At 61.9% G+C, this 17763-nt stretch carries 18 protein-coding genes; 2 read left to right on the forward strand and 16 right to left on the reverse strand.

Annotated elements, in window-relative coordinates; genetic code table 11:
* Positions 1-294: 294 nt before the first annotated feature.
* The 13 genes from AAEQ75_RS00080 to AAEQ75_RS00140 form a co-directional block, all read right to left on the reverse strand.
* Positions 295-1083, reverse strand: coding sequence for a TatD family hydrolase (locus AAEQ75_RS00080; RefSeq protein WP_343350490.1), 789 nt, complete (start codon positions 1081-1083; stop codon positions 295-297).
* A 114-nt stretch (positions 1084-1197) separates the two neighbouring features.
* The gene (locus AAEQ75_RS00085) at positions 1198-1554 is read right to left on the reverse strand and encodes a PilZ domain-containing protein (protein ID WP_003245164.1); all 357 of its coding nucleotides are present in this window, start codon (positions 1552-1554) and stop codon (positions 1198-1200) included.
* A 126-nt stretch (positions 1555-1680) separates the two neighbouring features.
* Positions 1681-2673, reverse strand: a complete 993-nt coding sequence (locus tag AAEQ75_RS00090; protein ID WP_343350491.1) for a DNA polymerase III subunit delta' — start codon at positions 2671-2673, stop codon at positions 1681-1683.
* A complete protein-coding gene (gene tmk / locus AAEQ75_RS00095) occupies positions 2666-3298 on the reverse strand; it encodes a dTMP kinase (protein WP_343350492.1) in 633 nt (210 codons plus the stop codon). The genes AAEQ75_RS00090 and tmk overlap by 8 nt, the downstream gene beginning before the upstream one ends.
* A 9-nt stretch (positions 3299-3307) precedes the next feature.
* Positions 3308-4363 (reverse strand): endolytic transglycosylase MltG, encoded by a 1056-nt coding sequence (mltG, locus tag AAEQ75_RS00100; RefSeq protein WP_343350493.1) that lies wholly within the window; start codon positions 4361-4363, stop codon positions 3308-3310.
* A gap of 3 nt (positions 4364-4366) precedes the next feature.
* Complete coding sequence (gene pabC / locus AAEQ75_RS00105; RefSeq protein ID WP_343350494.1) at positions 4367-5182, reverse strand: aminodeoxychorismate lyase; 816 nt, start codon at positions 5180-5182, stop codon at positions 4367-4369.
* Complete coding sequence (gene fabF, locus AAEQ75_RS00110; protein ID WP_256834636.1) at positions 5182-6426, reverse strand: beta-ketoacyl-ACP synthase II; 1245 nt, start codon at positions 6424-6426, stop codon at positions 5182-5184. The genes pabC and fabF overlap by 1 nt, the downstream gene beginning before the upstream one ends.
* Positions 6427-6537: 111 nt before the next feature.
* Positions 6538-6774 carry an acyl carrier protein gene (acpP, locus tag AAEQ75_RS00115; RefSeq protein ID WP_003245177.1) on the reverse strand — a complete coding sequence of 79 codons (237 nt, stop codon included), beginning with the start codon at positions 6772-6774 and terminating at the stop codon, positions 6538-6540.
* A gap of 228 nt (positions 6775-7002) precedes the next feature.
* Positions 7003-7746: a 3-oxoacyl-ACP reductase FabG gene (gene fabG, locus AAEQ75_RS00120; RefSeq protein WP_343350495.1), complete on the reverse strand. Its 744-nt coding sequence runs from the start codon at positions 7744-7746 to the stop codon at positions 7003-7005.
* Between the two features lie 15 nt (positions 7747-7761).
* Positions 7762-8700 (reverse strand): ACP S-malonyltransferase, encoded by a 939-nt coding sequence (gene fabD / locus AAEQ75_RS00125; protein ID WP_343350496.1) that lies wholly within the window; start codon positions 8698-8700, stop codon positions 7762-7764.
* Between the two features lie 126 nt (positions 8701-8826).
* The gene (gene plsX / locus AAEQ75_RS00130) at positions 8827-9837 is read right to left on the reverse strand and encodes a phosphate acyltransferase PlsX (RefSeq protein WP_430523434.1); all 1011 of its coding nucleotides are present in this window, start codon (positions 9835-9837) and stop codon (positions 8827-8829) included.
* A 3-nt stretch (positions 9838-9840) separates the two neighbouring features.
* Entirely contained in the window at positions 9841-10023 is a 183-nt protein-coding gene (gene rpmF, locus AAEQ75_RS00135) for a 50S ribosomal protein L32 (protein WP_037048542.1), read from the reverse strand.
* Positions 10024-10036: 13 nt separating this feature from the next.
* Positions 10037-10564: a YceD family protein gene (locus AAEQ75_RS00140; protein WP_343350499.1), complete on the reverse strand. Its 528-nt coding sequence runs from the start codon at positions 10562-10564 to the stop codon at positions 10037-10039.
* A 110-nt stretch (positions 10565-10674) separates the two neighbouring features.
* Here AAEQ75_RS00140 and AAEQ75_RS00145 point away from each other — a divergent pair, with 110 nt between their 5' ends.
* Positions 10675-11256, forward strand: a complete 582-nt coding sequence (locus AAEQ75_RS00145) for a Maf family protein (protein WP_343350500.1) — start codon at positions 10675-10677, stop codon at positions 11254-11256.
* 188 nt (positions 11257-11444) lie between these two features.
* Here the strand turns inward: AAEQ75_RS00145 and sppA are convergent, their stop codons facing one another.
* Genes sppA through rluC form a run of 3 tightly spaced genes read right to left on the reverse strand, consistent with a single transcriptional unit; the run spans position 11445 to position 14053 of the window.
* Positions 11445-12422, reverse strand: a complete 978-nt coding sequence (sppA, locus tag AAEQ75_RS00150; RefSeq protein ID WP_343350501.1) for a signal peptide peptidase SppA — start codon at positions 12420-12422, stop codon at positions 11445-11447.
* Positions 12412-13107: an HAD-IA family hydrolase gene (locus AAEQ75_RS00155; RefSeq protein ID WP_343350502.1), complete on the reverse strand. Its 696-nt coding sequence runs from the start codon at positions 13105-13107 to the stop codon at positions 12412-12414. The genes sppA and AAEQ75_RS00155 overlap by 11 nt, the downstream gene beginning before the upstream one ends.
* Positions 13100-14053 carry a 23S rRNA pseudouridine(955/2504/2580) synthase RluC gene (gene rluC, locus AAEQ75_RS00160; protein ID WP_343350503.1) on the reverse strand — a complete coding sequence of 318 codons (954 nt, stop codon included), beginning with the start codon at positions 14051-14053 and terminating at the stop codon, positions 13100-13102. The genes AAEQ75_RS00155 and rluC overlap by 8 nt, the downstream gene beginning before the upstream one ends.
* Positions 14054-14631: 578 nt before the next feature.
* Here rluC and rne point away from each other — a divergent pair.
* Positions 14632-17679: a ribonuclease E gene (gene rne / locus AAEQ75_RS00165; protein ID WP_343350504.1), complete on the forward strand. Its 3048-nt coding sequence runs from the start codon at positions 14632-14634 to the stop codon at positions 17677-17679.
* Positions 17680-17763: the final 84 nt, after the last annotated feature.

A 17763-nucleotide genomic window follows, 5' to 3' on the forward strand; every position in this document is an offset into this window, starting at 1 on the left:
GGACGCTCGCTGATCATGGCTAATACTGGAACTTACTGGTGCGCGGCATCTCCCCCCAAGTGCCCCGCCAGCCAAGGTACCGTGGACCGCGTACCTTGATTTACTCCTAATGGTCTTAACCCGGATTCATCCCCCAGAGTCCGGGTTTTTTTTGCTCAGCGGATCGCCGTTCCCGTAGGGTGGGTTAGCCGCCTGCCACGGTCGCTGACTGCTTCGCTGATCTGGGTGCGGCGTAACCCACCATGGCTGCAACGCCTCACATCGCCTGGTGCGCGCGGCGCCCCCTACGGGCTGTTATGCGTCAGCCACACCTGCCAGCGGGAACAGACGCTTGAAGTTGCTCGAGGTCTGCTCAGCCAGCGCCTCGTAGCTAACCCCACGCAGCACCGCCAGGTACTCCGCCACTTCACGCACGTATTGCGGCAGGTTGGGCTTGCCACGATGCGGCACGGGCGCCAGGTAAGGCGAGTCGGTTTCCACCAGCAGACGGTCAGCCGGCACCTGGCGCGCCACATCGCGCAGCGCCTCGGCATTGCGGAAGGTGACGATGCCGGACAGGGAAATATAGAAACCGATGTCCAGCGCGGCCTTGGCCATCTCCCAGTCTTCGGTGAAGCAATGCAGCACGCCAGCCTGCGGTAGCGCCGCTTCGCGCAACAACGCCAGGGTGTCGGCGCGGGCCTCGCGGGTGTGCACGATTACCGGCTTACCCGTGATGCGCGCCGCCTCCAGATGCAGACGGAAGGAGGCCTGCTGCAGCGCAGCGGATTCCGGCTCATAGTGGTAATCCAGACCGGTCTCACCAATGGCCACCACTTTTGGGTGTGCCAGCTCGCCCAGTAGCCAGTCCAGCGCCGGTTCGGCGCCCGGCTCGAGATCCAGTGGATGCACGCCCACCGAGCAATCGACATCGACATAGCGCTCGGCCAGGCCCTTGACCGTGGCGGCGTTGTCAGCGCTGACGCCAATGCACAGAAAATGCCCGACGCCGGCGGCGCGCGCCGCATCCAGGGCAGCATCCAGCGAACCGCCATGGGCAGCGAGGTCGAGACGATCAAGGTGGCAATGGGAGTCGATCAGCACAACGGGAGAACTCGGGCAAATGGAAAGCCCGAATTGTAATCGAAAGTGGCAGGCGCCTGGACGCTCTGGAGGAGATGCTTCGGCCGCGAGGACAGTACGCGCGCGGCCAGCAGGTTACATGGTGTGAGTCGGGCGGTCGGACTTCAGCGCGCCAGCGAGGTAGGTTTCGATCTTGTTGCGAGCGGTGTTATCGCCGTCGTTGAACTGTACGCCGACACCGGCGGCGCGGTTGCCCTGAGCGCCTTTAGGGGTGATCCACACCACCTTGCCAGCCACCGGAATCTTCTCCGGCTCATCCATCAGGTTGAGCAGCATGAACACTTCGTCACCGAGCTTGTAGCTCTTGTTGGTGGGAATGAAGAGGCCGCCATTCTTGATGAAAGGCATGTAGGCCGCGTACAGCACGGACTTGTCCTTGATGGTCAGGGACAGAATTCCGTTACGGGGACCCAGATTGGGTGGCAGGCTCATCAGCACATTCCTGGCGTTTATTGCTCAATGCCTGATTCTAGGGCCTGACCATACTCATGCGCAAACAACCAGGTGGCAGGCAGCCAGCAGAATGTGACGCCCTGCCGAATCCTGCCATGACGCGGCTCAGCCGCGATCCTGCCCAGGCAGTGACGCCCATTGCACCAGCAGCGCTTCGAGCAGCAGCACGCGGTTGAGGTTGGCTTTGCCCATCACCTTCTGCCGCTGCGCGAGCAGCCATTCCTGAATGGCCAATACCTTGGCCTGCGCGCTCTTGTCCGCCAGGTATTGCACCACCTTGCGCATATCGGCCTGGCCGAGGCTTTCCTCGTCCTTAGTCAGTTGGTAGCGCAGCATCAGCTGCGCCCAGTCGCAGAACCAGTCGAACAACAGATTCAGCGGCAGTGAGTTCCAGCTTTCGGCCAGTTGGCTCGGCGAGATCTGCTGCTTGAGTAGCTTCTTCACACCCTCCACGGCCTGGGCACGCTGTTCGCGCACGCCCTGAGCCTGCAGGCGCACGGCGGCCAGCGGCGAGCCCGCCGCGAGCGTCAGCAGGTCGGCGCGCTCATCGTCACCCAGTTCGGGCAATGCCTGGGCCAGCCAGGCCAGGCTCATCGCCTCGCTCGGCAAGGGGCAAGCCTGCTGCACGCAGCGACTCTTGATGGTCGGCAGCAGTCGGCTGGGCTGGTGACTGATGAGCAGCAGCACGGTATTGCCGGACGGCTCTTCCAGGCTTTTCAGCAGCGCGTTGGCGGCGTTGAGGTTCATCGCCTCGGCCGGCTCCAGCAGCACCACCTTGCGCCCACCGAGCTGCGCGGTCTGCACCACGAAATCGACCAGCTCACGCACCTGATCGACCTTGATCGGCTTGTCCGCCTCTTCCGGCTCCAGCACATAGTTGTCCGGGTGAGTACCGGCGGCCAGCAAATGGCAGGATTTACAGTTGCCACAGGCATCCAGCCCGTTCGGACTCTGGCACAGCAGGCGCGCCATCAGACGCTCGGCCAGGGCACGCTTGCCGATCCCGACCGGGCCATGCAGCAGATAGGCATGAGCATGTTGCGTACGCCCGGCCAGTTGCTGCCAGAGCGTTTGTTGCCAGGGATAGACCTCAGCCACGGCAGGCCTCCAACAGGCTCGGCAACAAGGTGTCGATATCGACTTGCACCTGAGCCAGGCTCTGCCCGGCATCCAGCACGCGATAACGTTGTGGCGCCTGCGCAGCGCGCTGCAGATAGGCCTGGCGTACGGCCTCGAAGAAGCCACGGCCTTCCTGCTCGAAGCGATCCAGACGCCCGCGTGCCGCCGCGCGTGCCAGACCAACCTCGACCGGCAGATCGAAAATCAGCGTCAGATCTGGACGCAGCTCACCCTGGACGAACTGCTCCAGTTGCGCGATGCGCTCGATGGAAAGACCCCGGCCGCCACCTTGGTATGCGTAGGTGGCATCGGTGAAACGGTCGCACAGCACCACGCTGCCTTTGGCCAGAGCCGGACGAATCACCTGCTGCAAATGCTGGGCACGGGCAGCGAATACCAGCAGCAATTCGGTATCGGCCGCCATCGGCTCATCGCTGGGATCGAGCAGCAATTCGCGGATGCGCTCGGCCAGCGGTGTACCGCCGGGCTCACGGGTCAACAACACGTCAATGCCGCGCTCGCGCAGGCGCTCGGCCAGGTACTCGCGGTTGGTGCTTTTGCCGGCGCCTTCCGGGCCTTCCAGGGTAATAAACAGACCGGTCACGGATTGCCCTTATTCAGTTTCGGCCGACGCGCGCGGCGCGGGGCTGGAGCGGTAATCGGCGCGACGCTTGAGCTGATATTCGCGCACCGCGCGATTGTGCTCGACCAAGGTGTTGGAGAACACGTGGCTACCGTCGCCTCGCGCGACGAAATACAGCGTGGTGCCATCGAGCGGGTTGAGCGCGGCATTGATCGCCTCACGGCCGACCATGGCGATGGGCGTCGGCGGCATGCCGTCGATGGTGTAGGTGTTGTAGGGCGTTGGCGTGCGCAGGTCGGCGCGGGTGATGCGGCCGTTATAGCGTTCGCCCATGCCGTAAATGACGGTGGGGTCGGTCTGCAGGCGCATACCGATGCGCAGGCGGCGCACGAATACGCCGGCAATCTCGCCGCGTTCTTCGGGTACACCGGTTTCTTTCTCGATCATCGACGCCATGATCAGTGCATCGTAGGGCTCGCGATAGGGCAAGCCCTCGGCGCGCTTTTGCCATTCTTCGGCAAGCACAGCCTCAAGACGTGCGTTAGCCTGCTTGAGCAAATCCTCGTCGCTCATACCACGAACAAAGCGATAGGTATCGGGGAAGAAACGCCCCTCCGGATTCTGTCCGGCCAGGCCCAGGCGCTCCATCAACTGCGCATCGCTGAGATCGGCCAGACGCTGCTCCAGGCGTTCCTGGCGCGCCAGAGCGGCACGCACCTGACGGAAGTTCCAACCCTCGACCAGAGTGAGGCTGTACTGCACCACCTCACCGCGCCGCCATAGCCCGAGCATATCCCGCGCGGTTTGTTGTGGCAGTAAACGATATTCACCGCTGTGCATGGCAGGCGCATTCAGATTGAAGCGCCAGTAAAGGCGCAGCCAGAAGGCATTGTCGATGACACCTTCTGCTTCCAGACGATTGAGCAGGCCGCTCGGCGTAGCGCCGGACGGAACCTCCAGAAGCATTTCTTCAGCCAGATGCAGAGGCTGCTCCAGCGCTCTTTGCTGCTGCCAGGCAGCACCAACTACCAGTAGAGCAGCCAACAACACGCCGCATTCAAGCAGCACCAGGATCTTGCGTAGCACCAGTTAGTTACTCAGTAGGTCGCAGACGATGGCCTGCAGTTTACGGGTGAGCGGCCCGACCGACCAGTGTCGCTCTTGCAGCGCCCGTACAGGCCAGATGCCGTAAAGGCTGTTGCAGAGAAAGACTTCATCGGCATCCAGCAGTTCGTCGAAGGAAACATCGCGTAACTCGACAGACAGTCCGAGCAACTGCGCCTGCTGCAGGATCTCCGCACGCATCACGCCGGCCACGCCACAGCGCGACAAATCAGCCGTCACCAGCCCGCCGACGACGACGAGGAACAGGTTGCTGTAGACGCCCTCGATAACTCGGCCACTGCTGTCGCGCATCAGGCCTTCGGCGCACTCGGCATCCTGCCATTCGGCGCGCGCCAACACCTGTTCCAGGCGGTTGAGGTGCTTGAGCCCGGCCAGCAGTGGTTGCTCAGCCAGGCGCGTCTCGCAGGGAAACAGACGCACGCCCTGCTCGGCATGCGCGGCAGGGTACTGCGGCAACGCCGCAGACTGCAGGATGCGCAGCGGCTGACAGGGTTGCGGTGGCGCGTAGCCGCGCTGGCCCTCGCCACGGGTGACGATGAGTTTGGCCACACCCTCGCCCAACTGCCCGGCGAACGCCAACAGCTCGCGCTCCATGAGAAGCAGATCGAGAGGAATGGACAGACGCCGACAGCCATCGGCCAGGCGCGCCATGTGCCGCGCCAGCAGCGGAATGTGCCCGCCGCGCACGGCGATGGTCTCGAACAGACCATCGCCGTAAGCCAGGCCACGGTCGCGAACCGACGACTGCTCGCCGGGGGCGCCGTTGACCCAGCTCAGCATCAGCCGTTGAACCGACGGAACAGCAGCGAGCCGTTGGTGCCGCCGAAGCCGAAGGAGTTCGACAGGGCGATCTCGATCGGCCTGGCTTTGGCCTGATGCGCGACGAAGTCCAGATCGCAGCCTTCGTCCGGCTCATCCAGGTTGATGGTCGGCGGCGCAACCTGATCGCGCAGCGCCAGCACGCTGAAGATCGCTTCCACAGCGCCTGCAGCACCCAGCAGGTGACCGGTCATGGACTTGGTCGAGCTGACCGACAGCTCGTAGGCGTGATCACCGAACACGCTTTTCACCGCGGCGACTTCAGCCTTGTCGCCCGCAGGCGTCGAGGTGCCATGCGCGTTGATGTACTGCACCTGATCGGCATTGATACCCGCATCACGCAGGGCGGCAGCCATGCAGCGCGCTGCACCGGCGCCATCTTCGGGTGGCGAAGTCATGTGGAAGGCATCGCCGCTCATGCCGAAGCCAATCAGCTCGGCGTAGATGGTGGCGCCACGCGCCTTGGCGTGCTCCAGCTCTTCCAGCACCAGGGCGCCGGAACCATCGGACAGCACGAAGCCATCACGGCCCTTATCCCACGGACGGCTGGCCTTGGTCGGCTCGTCGTTACGCGTCGACAGCGCACGCGCGGCACCGAAGCCGCCCATGCCCAGGCCGCAAGCCGCCATCTCGGCACCGCCGGCAACCATCACGTCGGCTTCGCCGTAGGCAATGTTGCGCGCGGCCATACCGATACAATGCGTGCCGGTGGTGCACGCCGTGGCGATGGCATAGTTCGGCCCCTGCAGACCCAGGTGGATCGACAGGAAGCCGGAAATCATGTTGATGATCGAGCCCGGCACGAAGAACGGCGAAATACGCCGCGGTCCCTGCTCGTGCAGCGATTTGCAGTTGTTCTCGATATTGGTCAGGCCGCCGATACCGGAGCCCATGGCCACACCGATCCGCTCACGATTGGCGTCGGTGATATCCAGCCCGGAATCACGCACGGCCTGGAAGCAGGCAGCGAGACCATACTGGATGAACAGGTCGAGCTTGCGCGCCTCTTTGGCGGACAGGTATTCCTCGACGTTGAAGCCCTTGAGCGATCCGCCAAAACGGGTGGAGTAGGCGGACAGGTCCATATGCTCGATCAGACCGATGCCACTGCGCCCGGCCAAAATGCCCTGCCAGCTGCTCGGCACATCGTTACCCAGCGGCGACAGCATGCCCATACCGGTAACCACGACGCGTCTACGCGACACAGCAATCTCCTCTTGTTCTACTCAGGCGCCACATGCGCCTTGCACGTAAAGAAAAGCCGCACGCCTGATTAGGGCAGTGCGGCTTTTCTCGGTCAGAAAGCTGACGGTGACTTATTGCGCGTGGGCAGTCACGTAGTCGATAGCTTCCTGAACGGTGGTGATCTTCTCAGCTTGCTCGTCCGGGATCTCGGTCTCGAATTCTTCCTCGAGAGCCATCACCAGCTCAACGGTGTCAAGAGAGTCGGCACCCAGGTCTTCAACGAAGGAAGCGCTGTTGGTTACTTCCTCTTCCTTGACGCCAAGTTGCTCAGCAACGATTTTCTTGACGCGTTCTTCGATGGTGCTCATACCTTGTTTTCACTCCTATTGGACAAATCCAGGCAGCTGGTAGCGGCCAAGTGTATAGAAAGGGTTTTTAGCATTTCAAGCTGAATGCCGGGGAGCCCCCAGGAACACTTCAACGATCTGTCTATAAACCTGTTGCAGCTTTATAACGGATTTTAGACAGCCACTATGACAGTTTTCTGATGGCTCGCGTCACATTCGAGAGCCTCCGATCATTCGAAGGCGCCCTTTTTAGCTCATGTACATACCGCCGTTCACCGGAATAGTAGCGCCAGTGACGTAGCCTGCGCCATCGGAAGCCAGGAATCCGACAACTTTGGCAATCTCTTCAGCCTGGCCCAGACGCCCCAGCGGAATCTGAGTCAGCAGCGCGTCGCGCTGTGCTTCCGGCAGTTCGCGGGTCATGTCGGTATCGATGAAACCAGGGGCCACCGAGTTGACGGTAATGCCGCGCGAACCGACTTCACGCGCCAGAGCGCGGCTGAAACCTTCAAGACCGGCCTTGGCGGCAGCGTAGTTGGCCTGTCCGGCATTGCCCATGGCACCCACCACGGAACCGATGTTGATGATCCGGCCGAAGCGCGCCTTGGTCATGCCGCGCAGCACGCCCTTGGACAGGCGATAGAGGCTGTTGAGGTTGGTGTCGATGACGTCGAACCACTCGTCGTCTTTCATGCGCAGCATCAGGTTGTCGCGGGTGATACCAGCGTTGTTGACCAGAATCGCCGGCGCACCGAACTGCTCGGCGATGGCACCCAGCACGGCCTCGACGGACTCGGCACTGGTCACGTTCAGCTCCATGCCGGCACCGCTGATGCCGTGCTCTTTCAGCGTGGCAGCGATGCGCTCGGCACCGGATGCCGAAGTAGCAGTACCGATTACGGTAGCCCCCTGACGACCCAATTCCAGAGCGATTGCCTGACCGATGCCACGGCTGGCGCCAGTGACCAGCGCGACCTTACCTTGCAGACTCATGTTCGTTCTCCTTTCTCAAGCCAACGCAGCACGAGCAGCGGCGAAAGCATCGGGGGTATCCAGGTTGTAAGTGTTGATGCCTTTGACGCAGCGCTTGTTCAGGCCGCTCAGCACCTTGCCCGGGCCGCACTCGACCAGCTCGGTAACGCCCTGCTCGGACAAACGCACCATGGACTCGACCCAGCGTACCGGGCTGTATAGCTGCGCCAACAGGTCGGCTTTCAGCGTGGCCAGATCGGACACCACGGCTGCACTGACGTTCTGTACCAGCGGGATCTGCGGCGCCTGCCAGCTCAGCGCTTCCACCGACTCGGCGAAACGCTCGGCGGCCGGCTTCATCAGCGCGCAATGCGACGGCACGCTGACCGGCAGCGCCATAGCGCGCTTGGCGCCACGGGCCTTGCACGCCTCGATGGCGCGCTCGACGGCAGCAGCGCTACCGGCGATCACCACCTGGCCAGGTGCGTTGAAGTTCACTGCACTGACCACATCACCCTGCGCAGCTTCGGCGCAGGCAGCGAGTACGTCGGCATCTTCCAGACCGAGGATGGCGGCCATACCGCCTTGCCCGGCTGGAACGGCCTGCTGCATCAATTGACCACGGCGCTCCACCAGCTTCACGGCATCGGCAAAGGCGATGCTGCCAGCGGCGACCAGCGCGGAATATTCACCCAGGCTGTGACCGGCGACGAACGCCGGCTTGGCGCCGTTTTCGGCGTGCCAAAGGCGCCACAGGGCGACGGAGGCAGTGAGAATGGCCGGCTGAGTCTTGTCGGTCTGGTTCAGTTGCTCTTCCGGGCCTTGCTGGGTCAGCGCCCAGAGGTCGTAGCCGAGCGCTTCAGAGGCTTCACCGAAGGTATCGAGCACCAGCTTCTGCTGGGTACCGTGGTCGGCAAGCATGGCCAGGGCTTGCGAGCCTTGACCGGGAAAGACGAATGCGAGGGATGCAGACATGAATAAGTCCCTTGAGTCGAAAAACCAACGCCAGGCGAGCCTGGCTCAGCAAACTGACAGTTGGATGACAGGCTACGCGCGGCAGTCACATTCCGCTGCAGCTCATACCCTGAAAACGTGACGAGTCTACAGCAACAAGTCTTCGAGGCGACCATGCAGTCGCTGCGGCAAATTTTCCTGCACCTCGCGCAACGCACAACGAATGGCGCTCTGGAAACTCTCCTGCCCCGCCGCACCATGGCTCTTGACCACGATGCCCTGCAGCCCGAGGAAACTCGCACCATTGTGCTTGGCGGGCGCCAGGTCGGCCTTGAGGCGACGCAGCAGCGGCATCGCAAGAGCACCGATGGCCTGCGCGAACAACCCCTCACTGAACAGCGTCTCGACCCGCCCGGTGATCATCTTGGCCAGGCCTTCGCTGGACTTGAGCAGGATATTGCCAACGAAGCCGTCGCACACCACGACATCGGCTTCGCCGCGGTACATGCCGTCGCCCTCGATGTAGCCAATGAAGTTCAAACCAGGCGCCTGCTGCAGCATATTGGCCGCCAGCTTGACCTGCTGATTGCCCTTGATGTCTTCGGTACCGACATTGAGCAAGGCGATCCGCGGCCGAGGGACGCCCAGCGTCTCGGCAGCCACGGCGCCCATGATGGCGAACTGATAGAGGTGCTCGGCACTGCAATCGACGTTGGCGCCCAGATCCAGCAGGTAGCAATGACCGCGCTCGGTAGGAATCGGGCTGACCATGGCCGGCCGGTCGATGCCCGGTAGCGTCTTCAGCACATAACGCGACAGCGCCATCAGCGCACCGGTGTTGCCCGCGCTGACGCAGGCATACGCCTGACGCTGACGCACCAATTCCAGTGCCACGCGCATCGAGGCATCCGGCTTGCCGCGCAGGGCCTGAGCTGGACGCTCGTCCATGGCAATCACTTCACTGGCGTGATGAACCTGCAGGCGCGAGCGATCGACGCCAGACTGGCGAGCGAGCTGTTCTTCGATAAGAGGAGCTTGACCGACAAGGGTCAGGTGCAGCGAGGGGAATTCGGCCAGCGCAGAAATGCAGGCCGGAACAATGCAGTGGGGACCGAAGTCCCCACCCATTGCATCAATCGCGATGATCGAGGCGGACAAGGATTACTCGTCAGCGCCCTTGTCGATCACTTTGCGACCGCGATACACGCCTTCCGGAGAAACGTGGTGGCGCAGGTGAACTTCACCGGTGCTCTTCTCTACGGACAGGGCGCTGGCCTCGAGGGCGTCGTGCGAACGACGCATGTCGCGGGCGGAACGGGATTTTTTGTTCTGCTGAACAGCCATAACTCATTAACTCCTAAACGTTTGGGTCACGCTTTAACTGCGCCAATACACTGAACGGGTTGGACCGCGATACCTCGTCCTCGCCTGCCTCGGGCTCATCGAGACCGTCCGGCTGCTGGCAATCACCTGGGGCATGAGCAGGAACGATTGGCAGGGCGAGAAGTAATTCTTCCTCGACCAGACCAAGAAGCTCCAGCGGCTCTTCGCCCACTTCCAGTATGTCGTAGCCCTTGGGCAAGGACTGAGTGTTCGCTCCAACCCGAACCACGGCGTATTCACATTCGCTGCGGATGGGTAGCGCGACCAGCTCCAGACAACGCTGGCAGACCATTTTGACCTCAACCTCGAGCTCACTGCGGATAACCACAGTTTTCTGCTCGTCACGGGCGAAATGAAACTTCGCCTGCACCGTACCAGCCGTATCGGCAAGCGGGTCGCAGAGACGCGGCAGGCTGGCCAGTTCGAGCTGCCCTTCAAGGGTAGCTTCGCGGTCGGCGAGCTTGCGCGGATCAACGTGAGGTGGAATCGGCCCATTCAACATAGGCGCAGCATTCTAGGGATGCACCCTTCCGCTGTCAAAGGAAATTCGGCCTGTTTTCGAGCCGCAGCGGTCAGTAGAATTTCCCACCCACACGTATAAAGGAAGAGAACATGCCCGCACTGCTGCTCGCCTCAAGCTCACCGTATCGCCGCGAGCTGCTCGAACGCCTGCAACTGCCCTTTACCTGGCAGTCACCCAGCATCGATGAAAGCCGCCGCGAGGGCGAAGCCGCCATCGACCTGGCCAAACGCCTGGCTGAAGAAAAGGCCCGCACCCTCGCCGCCAACCACCCGGACCACCTGATCATCGGCTCGGACCAGGTCGCCGCACTCAGCGACGGACGGATACTCGGCAAACCCCACGATCTGCCGAGAGCCCAGCAACAGTTGCGCGCCGCCAGCGGCAGCAGCGTCACCTTTCTGACCGGACTGGCACTGCTCAATTCGAGCACCGGCAAATGCCAGGTCGAATGCGTACCCTTCACCGTGCATTTTCGCCCACTGAGCGACGAGCAGATCCTGCGCTACCTGCAACGCGAGCAGCCATTCGATTGCGCCGGTAGCTTCAAGTCCGAAGGTCTGGGCATCAGCCTGTTTCGCAGCACCGATGGCGAAGACGCCACTAGCCTGGTCGGCCTGCCACTGATTCGCCTGGTGGACATGCTGCTGAACGAAGGCGTCGAGATTCCTTGAGAGGGTGCCTACAAAATGGCTGCACTTGGCAATACTGCGTTGAAAACGATCTCGAAATGCTCATTTACAGCACGTAAACTCCGCTTTCTCGATCGTTTTCGCCTTGTCTTGCCTTCGCTCGCCTATCTTGTAAACACCCTCTGAGCCATCAATGAAGAAGGCCCGCTAAGCGGGCCTTCTTTTATATATCAGCGCAGCGTCGGCCCCTGAAAGCCCATCCACAGCGCAATGCGATCCGCCACACTGGTACCCAGGCGCTTGGCGAAGCGATCAAATGGGGTATCACGCTGAGTGAAGTCGACCATCTCTTTCTGACCAATCACCTCACGCGCCACATAGCTGGCACTACCCAGCGCATCGACCAAGCCCAGCTGCAGCGCTTGCTCGCCGGACCAGACCAACCCCGAGAACAATTCGGGATGCTCGTCAGCCTTGAGGCGATCACCACGCCCCCGCTTCACGCTGTCGATGAACTGACGATGAGTGGTGTCCAGCACGGTTTTCCAGAAGCGGGTTTCCTCTTCCTTCTGCGGCTGGAACGGATCGAGGAATGCCTTGTGCTCACCCGAGGTGTAAACGCGACGCTCGACACCAAGCTTTTCCATGGTTTCAACAAACCCGAAACTGGCCGCTGTAACACCGATGGAGCCGACCAGACTGGCCTTGTCGGCATAGATCGCATCGGCCGCGCTGGCGATGTAATAGGCGCCAGATGCACCCAGATCACTGATCACGGCGTAGACCCTGGTCTGCGGATACTCGCCACGCAAGCGACGAATCTCGTCATAGATGTAGCCGGACTGCACCGGACTACCGCCCGGGCTGTTGATACGCAGGATCACGCCCTTGGTATTGGTATCTTCGAAGGCGGCACGCAGACTGCCCACCACCTTATCGGCACTAGCTTCCTCTCGATCAGCGATCATGCCGCGAATTTCGATCAGCGCCGTATGCGCCTCGGTGGTCGAGGCTTTTTTCAGATCGAGCACTGGCAATACCAGCGCCAACGCACCGAACAGGTAGATAAAGGTCAGCAGCTTGAAAAAAATACCCCAGCGACGCGAACGACGCTGCTCCTGAACACTGGACAGCAGTGCCTTTTCCAGCAACTTCCAGCTCTTGGCATCCTCGCCTGACGAAGACGATGACTTCCACTCATCCGACATATTCACTCACCTCTGCTGAACGCTGCGCACGACCGACTTCCAGCCACTCACGCAGCTCATTGAATTCGTTGATAGCCAAACGCGGCGAGCACTCGCGCAACACCGACAGCGGCTGCGCACCGAAACCCACCGCCACGGCATCCATCCCGGCATTGCGCGCCATCAGCAGGTCAAAGGTCGAATCCCCGACCATCAGCGCCTGCTCGGGTTGCACCCGGCAATGCGCGAGAATCTCGTGCAGCATCAGCGGATCCGGCTTGCTTGCCGTCTCGTCAGCGCAACGGGTGATATCGAAGTAATCCAGCCAACCCTTGTCAGCCAGCACCCTATGCAACCCCCTGCGCCCCTTGCCGGTCGCCACAGCCAGTTGATACCCCTGATCACGAAAGACTTCGAGCGACTCGCGCACACCCTCGAACAACGGTGACGGCTCGGTCTCCAGCGCCAGATACTGCTCACTATAGGCGCGCCGGATGGTTTCGATTCGCAGCGACTCATCGAGTTCCGGGTACAGCGTGCGAATCGCTACCCCCAGCTCCAGCCCAATGATCCCGCGCACTGCGACATCAGTGCAGCGCGGCACGCCCGCCACATCGGCCGCGCGATGCATGGCCTCGACGATACGGCCGATGGAATCCACCAGCGTGCCATCCCAATCGAAGATCAGCAGCTGATAATCAGGCACTCAGGCGCTCCAGGGTCTTGCCCCACATCTCGTCCACCGGCGCCTCGAGCTTCAGCACGCCACCATCAGGCAGCGGCACGTGCAACTCATAGGCATGCAGGAACAGGCGTTTGCCGCCCAGCTCGCGAATCTCGCGAGAGAAGTCGTCATCGCCGTATTTGCTGTCACCGGCAATACCATGGCCTGCATATTGCGCGTGCACACGAATCTGGTGGGTACGACCAGTGATCGGCCTGGCCTCGACCAGCGTGGCGAACTCGCCAAAACGGCGCAGCACACGAAATACCGTGAGCGCCTCCTTGCCCTCGGGATTCACCTCGACCATACGCTCGCCGGAGCGCAGATTGCTTTTCAGCAGCGGCGCAGCGATCTGCTTCTTGGCAGTCGCCCAATGGCCGCGCACCAACGCCATATAGCGCTTGTCCACGCCATCGCCGCGCAGCGCTTCGTGCAGATGGCGCAGCATGCTGCGCTTCTTGGCAATCATCAGCAGGCCGGACGTATCGCGATCGAGACGGTGCACCAGCTCCAGATCCTTGGCATCAGGACGCAACTGGCGAAACGCCTCGATCACTCCGTAATTCAAACCGCTGCCACCATGCACGGCGATACCGGCCGGCTTGTTCAGCACGATCAGCACCTTGTCCTCATAAACGATGGCGGCTTCGAGGCGCTGCAGCAGTCCCTGCGCCAGCGGCTCGGGCTCATCACGCTCAGCCAGACGCAGCGGCGGCACACGAACGACATCGCCAGCCTGGAGTTTGTATTCGGGCTTGATCCGACCCTTGTTAACCCGCACCTCACCCTTGCGCAAGATGCGGTAAATCAGGGTCTTGGGCACGCCCTTGAGCTGTGTCCTGAGGAAGTTGTCGATGCGTTGGCCGGCGAGTTCCGGTGCAACCTCGATCAGCTGAACGCCGGAGGTTGGAGAGGCAGGAGTAGTCATCGCGCAATCATAACAATTTTTTATGGAATTGAAGCACTTAATCATTGCTGCTATAGTCGCGAACGCCGCCAAAAGCGGCCTGGCTTGTGGATGAATGCCAAACTTGCCATCCCCTGCCCGCGCAAACGTATTTGGACGTGAGGCCGTCCGACGGATTCTTCAGGTTAGAAAGGCCGCAAAAGGCCACGAAGACTTCGGAAATAAAGCCTTGAGTATGATGCGCGATTCGCCCGCCGGGCGGTCGCGGTAACTGACAACCGCTGCGGAATCCGCGCGCGGCACCCGATTTTCAGCGATACGTGTAGGGTGGAGATGTACAACTGTCGGACTGCGTAGCACATCGCTTGATCAAAGACGCCTCATCTCGTCCGCTACCGCCAGTTGATTCCTCTTCCTGACTGAGTGCTTTCTGTCACCACAGCAAGCAGGAGACGTCCGTCGCGACCGCCGCCTGATAATGGCTGACCGTCGCTAGACAGTGGAACGATTTACGACCGTTTCTGACGCGCCTGACACCGACCCTGAGAGTCGTGTGTGCCTAACGTGGCTTCCGCTAGCCCGGAACCCATTGGTACCACATGAAAAGAATGCTAATTAACGCAACTCAGCCCGAAGAGTTGCGTGTTGCCCTGGTAGATGGCCAAAAACTCTACGATCTGGACATCGAGTCCGGAGCCCGTGAACAGAAGAAGGCCAACATCTACAAAGGCCGTATCACCCGCGTTGAACCCAGCCTTGAAGCCGCTTTCGTCGATTTCGGTTCCGAACGCCACGGTTTCCTCCCTCTCAAAGAAATCTCCCGCGAATATTTCTCCAAGTCTCCTGAAGGCGGCCGCGTCAACATCAAGGACGTGCTCAAGGAAGGCCAGGAAGTCATCGTCCAGGTCGAGAAAGAAGAGCGCGGCAACAAGGGCGCAGCCCTGACCACCTTCATCAGCCTGGCCGGTCGTTACCTGGTGCTGATGCCGAACAACCCACGCGCTGGTGGTATCTCCCGCCGCATCGAAGGCGAGGAGCGCAACGAACTGCGCGAAGCGCTGAATGGCCTCAATGCACCAGCCGACATGGGCCTGATCGTGCGCACCGCCGGCCTGGGTCGTTCCAGCGAAGAAATGCAGTGGGACCTCGACTACCTGCTGCAACTGTGGAGCGCCATCAAGGAAGCCTCCACCAGCCGCCCTGCCCCGTTCCTGATCTATCAGGAATCCAATGTCATCATCCGCGCCATCCGCGACTACCTGCGCCAGGACATCGGCGAAGTGCTGGTCGACAGCGTCGAAGCCCAGGAAGAAGCCCTGTCCTTCATCCAGCAAGTGATGCCGCAGTACGCCAGCAAGATCAAGCTATACGAAGACAGCGTGCCGCTGTTCAACCGCTTCCAGATCGAAAGCCAGATCGAAACCGCCTTCCAACGTGAAGTGAAGCTGCCGTCCGGTGGCTCCATCGTCATCGACCCGACCGAAGCCCTGGTGTCCATCGACATCAACTCGGCGCGCGCCACCAAAGGCAGCGACATCGAGGAAACCGCACTGCAGACCAACCTAGAAGCGGCTGAGGAAATCGCCCGCCAACTGCGTCTGCGTGACATCGGCGGCCTGATCGTCATCGACTTCATCGACATGACCCCGGCCAAGAACCAGCGCGCCGTCGAAGAAAAGGTGCGTGAAGCCCTGGAAGCAGACCGCGCCCGCGTTCAGGTCGGCCGCATCTCGCGCTTTGGCCTGCTGGAAATGTCCCGTCAGCGCCTGCGTCCGTCCCTGGGCGAGACCAGCGGCATCGTCTGCCCGCGCTGCAACGGCCAAGGCATCATCCGCGACGTGGAATCCCTGTCGCTGGCCATCCTGCGCCTGATCGAAGAAGAAGCCCTGAAGGATCGCACCGCCGAAGTCCGCGCTCAGGTGCCGATCCCGGTCGCCGCCTTCCTGCTCAACGAGAAGCGCAACTCGATCACCAAGATCGAACTGCGCACCCGTGCGCGCATCGTGATCCTGCCCAACGATCACCTGGAAACCCCGCATTTTGAAGTGCAGCGTCTGCGTGACGACAGCCCGGAAGCCCTGAGCGGCCAGACCAGCTACGAAATCGCCGCCACCGCGGAAAACGAGGAAGCTGCCGCTCACCCAACCGCTGCCACGCGCACCCTGGTTCGCCAGGAAGCCGCGATCAAGGCCGCGCCGCGCAGCAGCGCTCCGGTTGCCGCCGAGCCGCAACCGGCTCCGCTGGCTCCGACCAAATCGCCTGAGCCGAGCCTGTTCAAGGGCCTGGTCAAATCGCTGGTCAGCCTCTTCGCCGGCAAGGAAGAAGAAGCTCAGCCTGCGGTCACCGAGAAGAAGAGCAACGAGCGTCCGCCGCGCGAAGAGCGCCGCAACGGTCGTCAGCAAAGCCGTAACCGTGGCGGTCGCCGCGATGAAGAGCGCAAGCCCCGCGAAGAACGCGCCCCGCGTGAAGAGCGTCAGGGCCGTGAGCCGCGTGAAGAGCGCCAACCTCGCGAAGAGCGCGCTCCGCGTGAAGAACGCGCCCCCCGCGAAGGCCAGGAAAACCGCCGCGAGCGCAAGCCGCGCGAAGAGCGTGCTCCGCGTGAAGAGCGCGTACGTGAGCTGCGCGAGCCGCTGGACGCTACTGGCAACGAACAACGCGAAGAGCGTGCCGAGCGTCAGCCACGTGGCGAGCGTCAGGAACGTCAGCGTCCGCCGCGCGAAGAGCGCCAGCCACGTGCCGAGCAGGCCGAGGCCCTGCAGGACGAAGCGCTGCCGAACGAAGAGCAGCTGCAGGATGACGAGCAGGACAACAACGATGGCGAACGTCCGCGTCGCCGCTCTCGTGGCCAGCGTCGCCGCAGCAACCGTCGCGAGCGTCAGCGTGATGCCGACGGCAACCTGATCGAAAGCGCCGAGAACAGCGAAGCCGCAGGTAACGAAGCTCAAGCCGCCGCTCCAGCTGCCGTAGCCACTGCCGCCGCCGTGGTTGCAGAAAGCGTCGATAGCAGCGAAGCCATTGCCAGCGAGGCTCCGGTCAGCGAAGCCCCGGCCGTCGAAGCACCCTCTGTTCAGGTTGAAGAAGCCCCTGCTGCTCAACCGGTCGGGGCGCAAGCCGAGGCTGCTGTGAGTGAAGTGGTTGAAGCTGCTCCGGTCGCAGAGAAAGCAGTTGAGGCAGAACCGGCCGCAGTCGAAACCCCTGCTGCCGTTGAAGCGCCAGTTGCCGAACCGGTCGCTCAAGCTGAGCCGACTGTCGAAGTCGCCCAGGAGCCTGTTCCGGCACCGGTCGAGCAAGCCCCTGCTGCCGCAGCGGTTCCGGCAAATGCCACTGGCCGTGCGCCGAACGACCCGCGCGAAGTGCGTCGTCGTCAGCGTGAAGCTGAGCGCCTGGCGCGCGAAGCTGCACAGGCTGCCGCTGCAGCCCCGGCTGTAGAGGCTGCGCCAGCAGTCGAAGTTGCTCCGGCCGCCGAAGCAAGCGCCCCGGTAGAAGCCGAAGCCACTGCAGTCGAAACCGCTCCTGCGGTCGAGCCAGTCGCCGAAGCCGAAACCACTCCTGTCGTCAGCGAGCAAAACGCGAGCGAAGCGGTAGAGCAAGCGCAGCCGGAAGAACAGACGCCAGCCGACGAGGAAGAGGTCAAGCCCCAGGCTTGATCCTCCTGCGGTCACTAAAAAGGGGATGCCTAGGCATCCCCTTTTTCATTTCCGTGTCTGGCGCTGCAGAAGCGTAGCCTGGAT

The organism is Pseudomonas sediminis, assembly GCF_039555755.1.
Taxonomy (GTDB): domain Bacteria; phylum Pseudomonadota; class Gammaproteobacteria; order Pseudomonadales; family Pseudomonadaceae; genus Aquipseudomonas; species Aquipseudomonas mendocina_D.

Excerpts from the sequence above, each read along its gene's own strand:
- rne (WP_343350504.1), top strand. The coding sequence starts at position 14,632 with ATGAAAAGAATGCTAATTAACGCAACTCAGCCCGAAGAGTTGCGTGTT.
- rpmF (WP_037048542.1), bottom strand. The coding sequence starts at position 10,023 with ATGGCTGTTCAGCAGAACAAAAAATCCCGTTCCGCCCGCGACATGCGT.
- acpP (WP_003245177.1), bottom strand. The coding sequence starts at position 6,774 with ATGAGCACCATCGAAGAACGCGTCAAGAAAATCGTTGCTGAGCAACTT.
- fabG (WP_343350495.1), bottom strand. The coding sequence starts at position 7,746 with ATGAGTCTGCAAGGTAAGGTCGCGCTGGTCACTGGCGCCAGCCGTGGC.
- pabC (WP_343350494.1), bottom strand. The coding sequence starts at position 5,182 with ATGCTGAGCTGGGTCAACGGCGCCCCCGGCGAGCAGTCGTCGGTTCGC.
- fabD (WP_343350496.1), bottom strand. The coding sequence starts at position 8,700 with ATGTCTGCATCCCTCGCATTCGTCTTTCCCGGTCAAGGCTCGCAAGCC.
- sppA (WP_343350501.1), bottom strand. The coding sequence starts at position 12,422 with ATGTCGGATGAGTGGAAGTCATCGTCTTCGTCAGGCGAGGATGCCAAG.
- rluC (WP_343350503.1), bottom strand. The coding sequence starts at position 14,053 with ATGACTACTCCTGCCTCTCCAACCTCCGGCGTTCAGCTGATCGAGGTT.
- AAEQ75_RS00140 (WP_343350499.1), bottom strand. The coding sequence starts at position 10,564 with ATGTTGAATGGGCCGATTCCACCTCACGTTGATCCGCGCAAGCTCGCC.
- AAEQ75_RS00085 (WP_003245164.1), bottom strand. The coding sequence starts at position 1,554 with ATGAGCCTGCCACCCAATCTGGGTCCCCGTAACGGAATTCTGTCCCTG.
- AAEQ75_RS00145 (WP_343350500.1), top strand. The coding sequence starts at position 10,675 with ATGCCCGCACTGCTGCTCGCCTCAAGCTCACCGTATCGCCGCGAGCTG.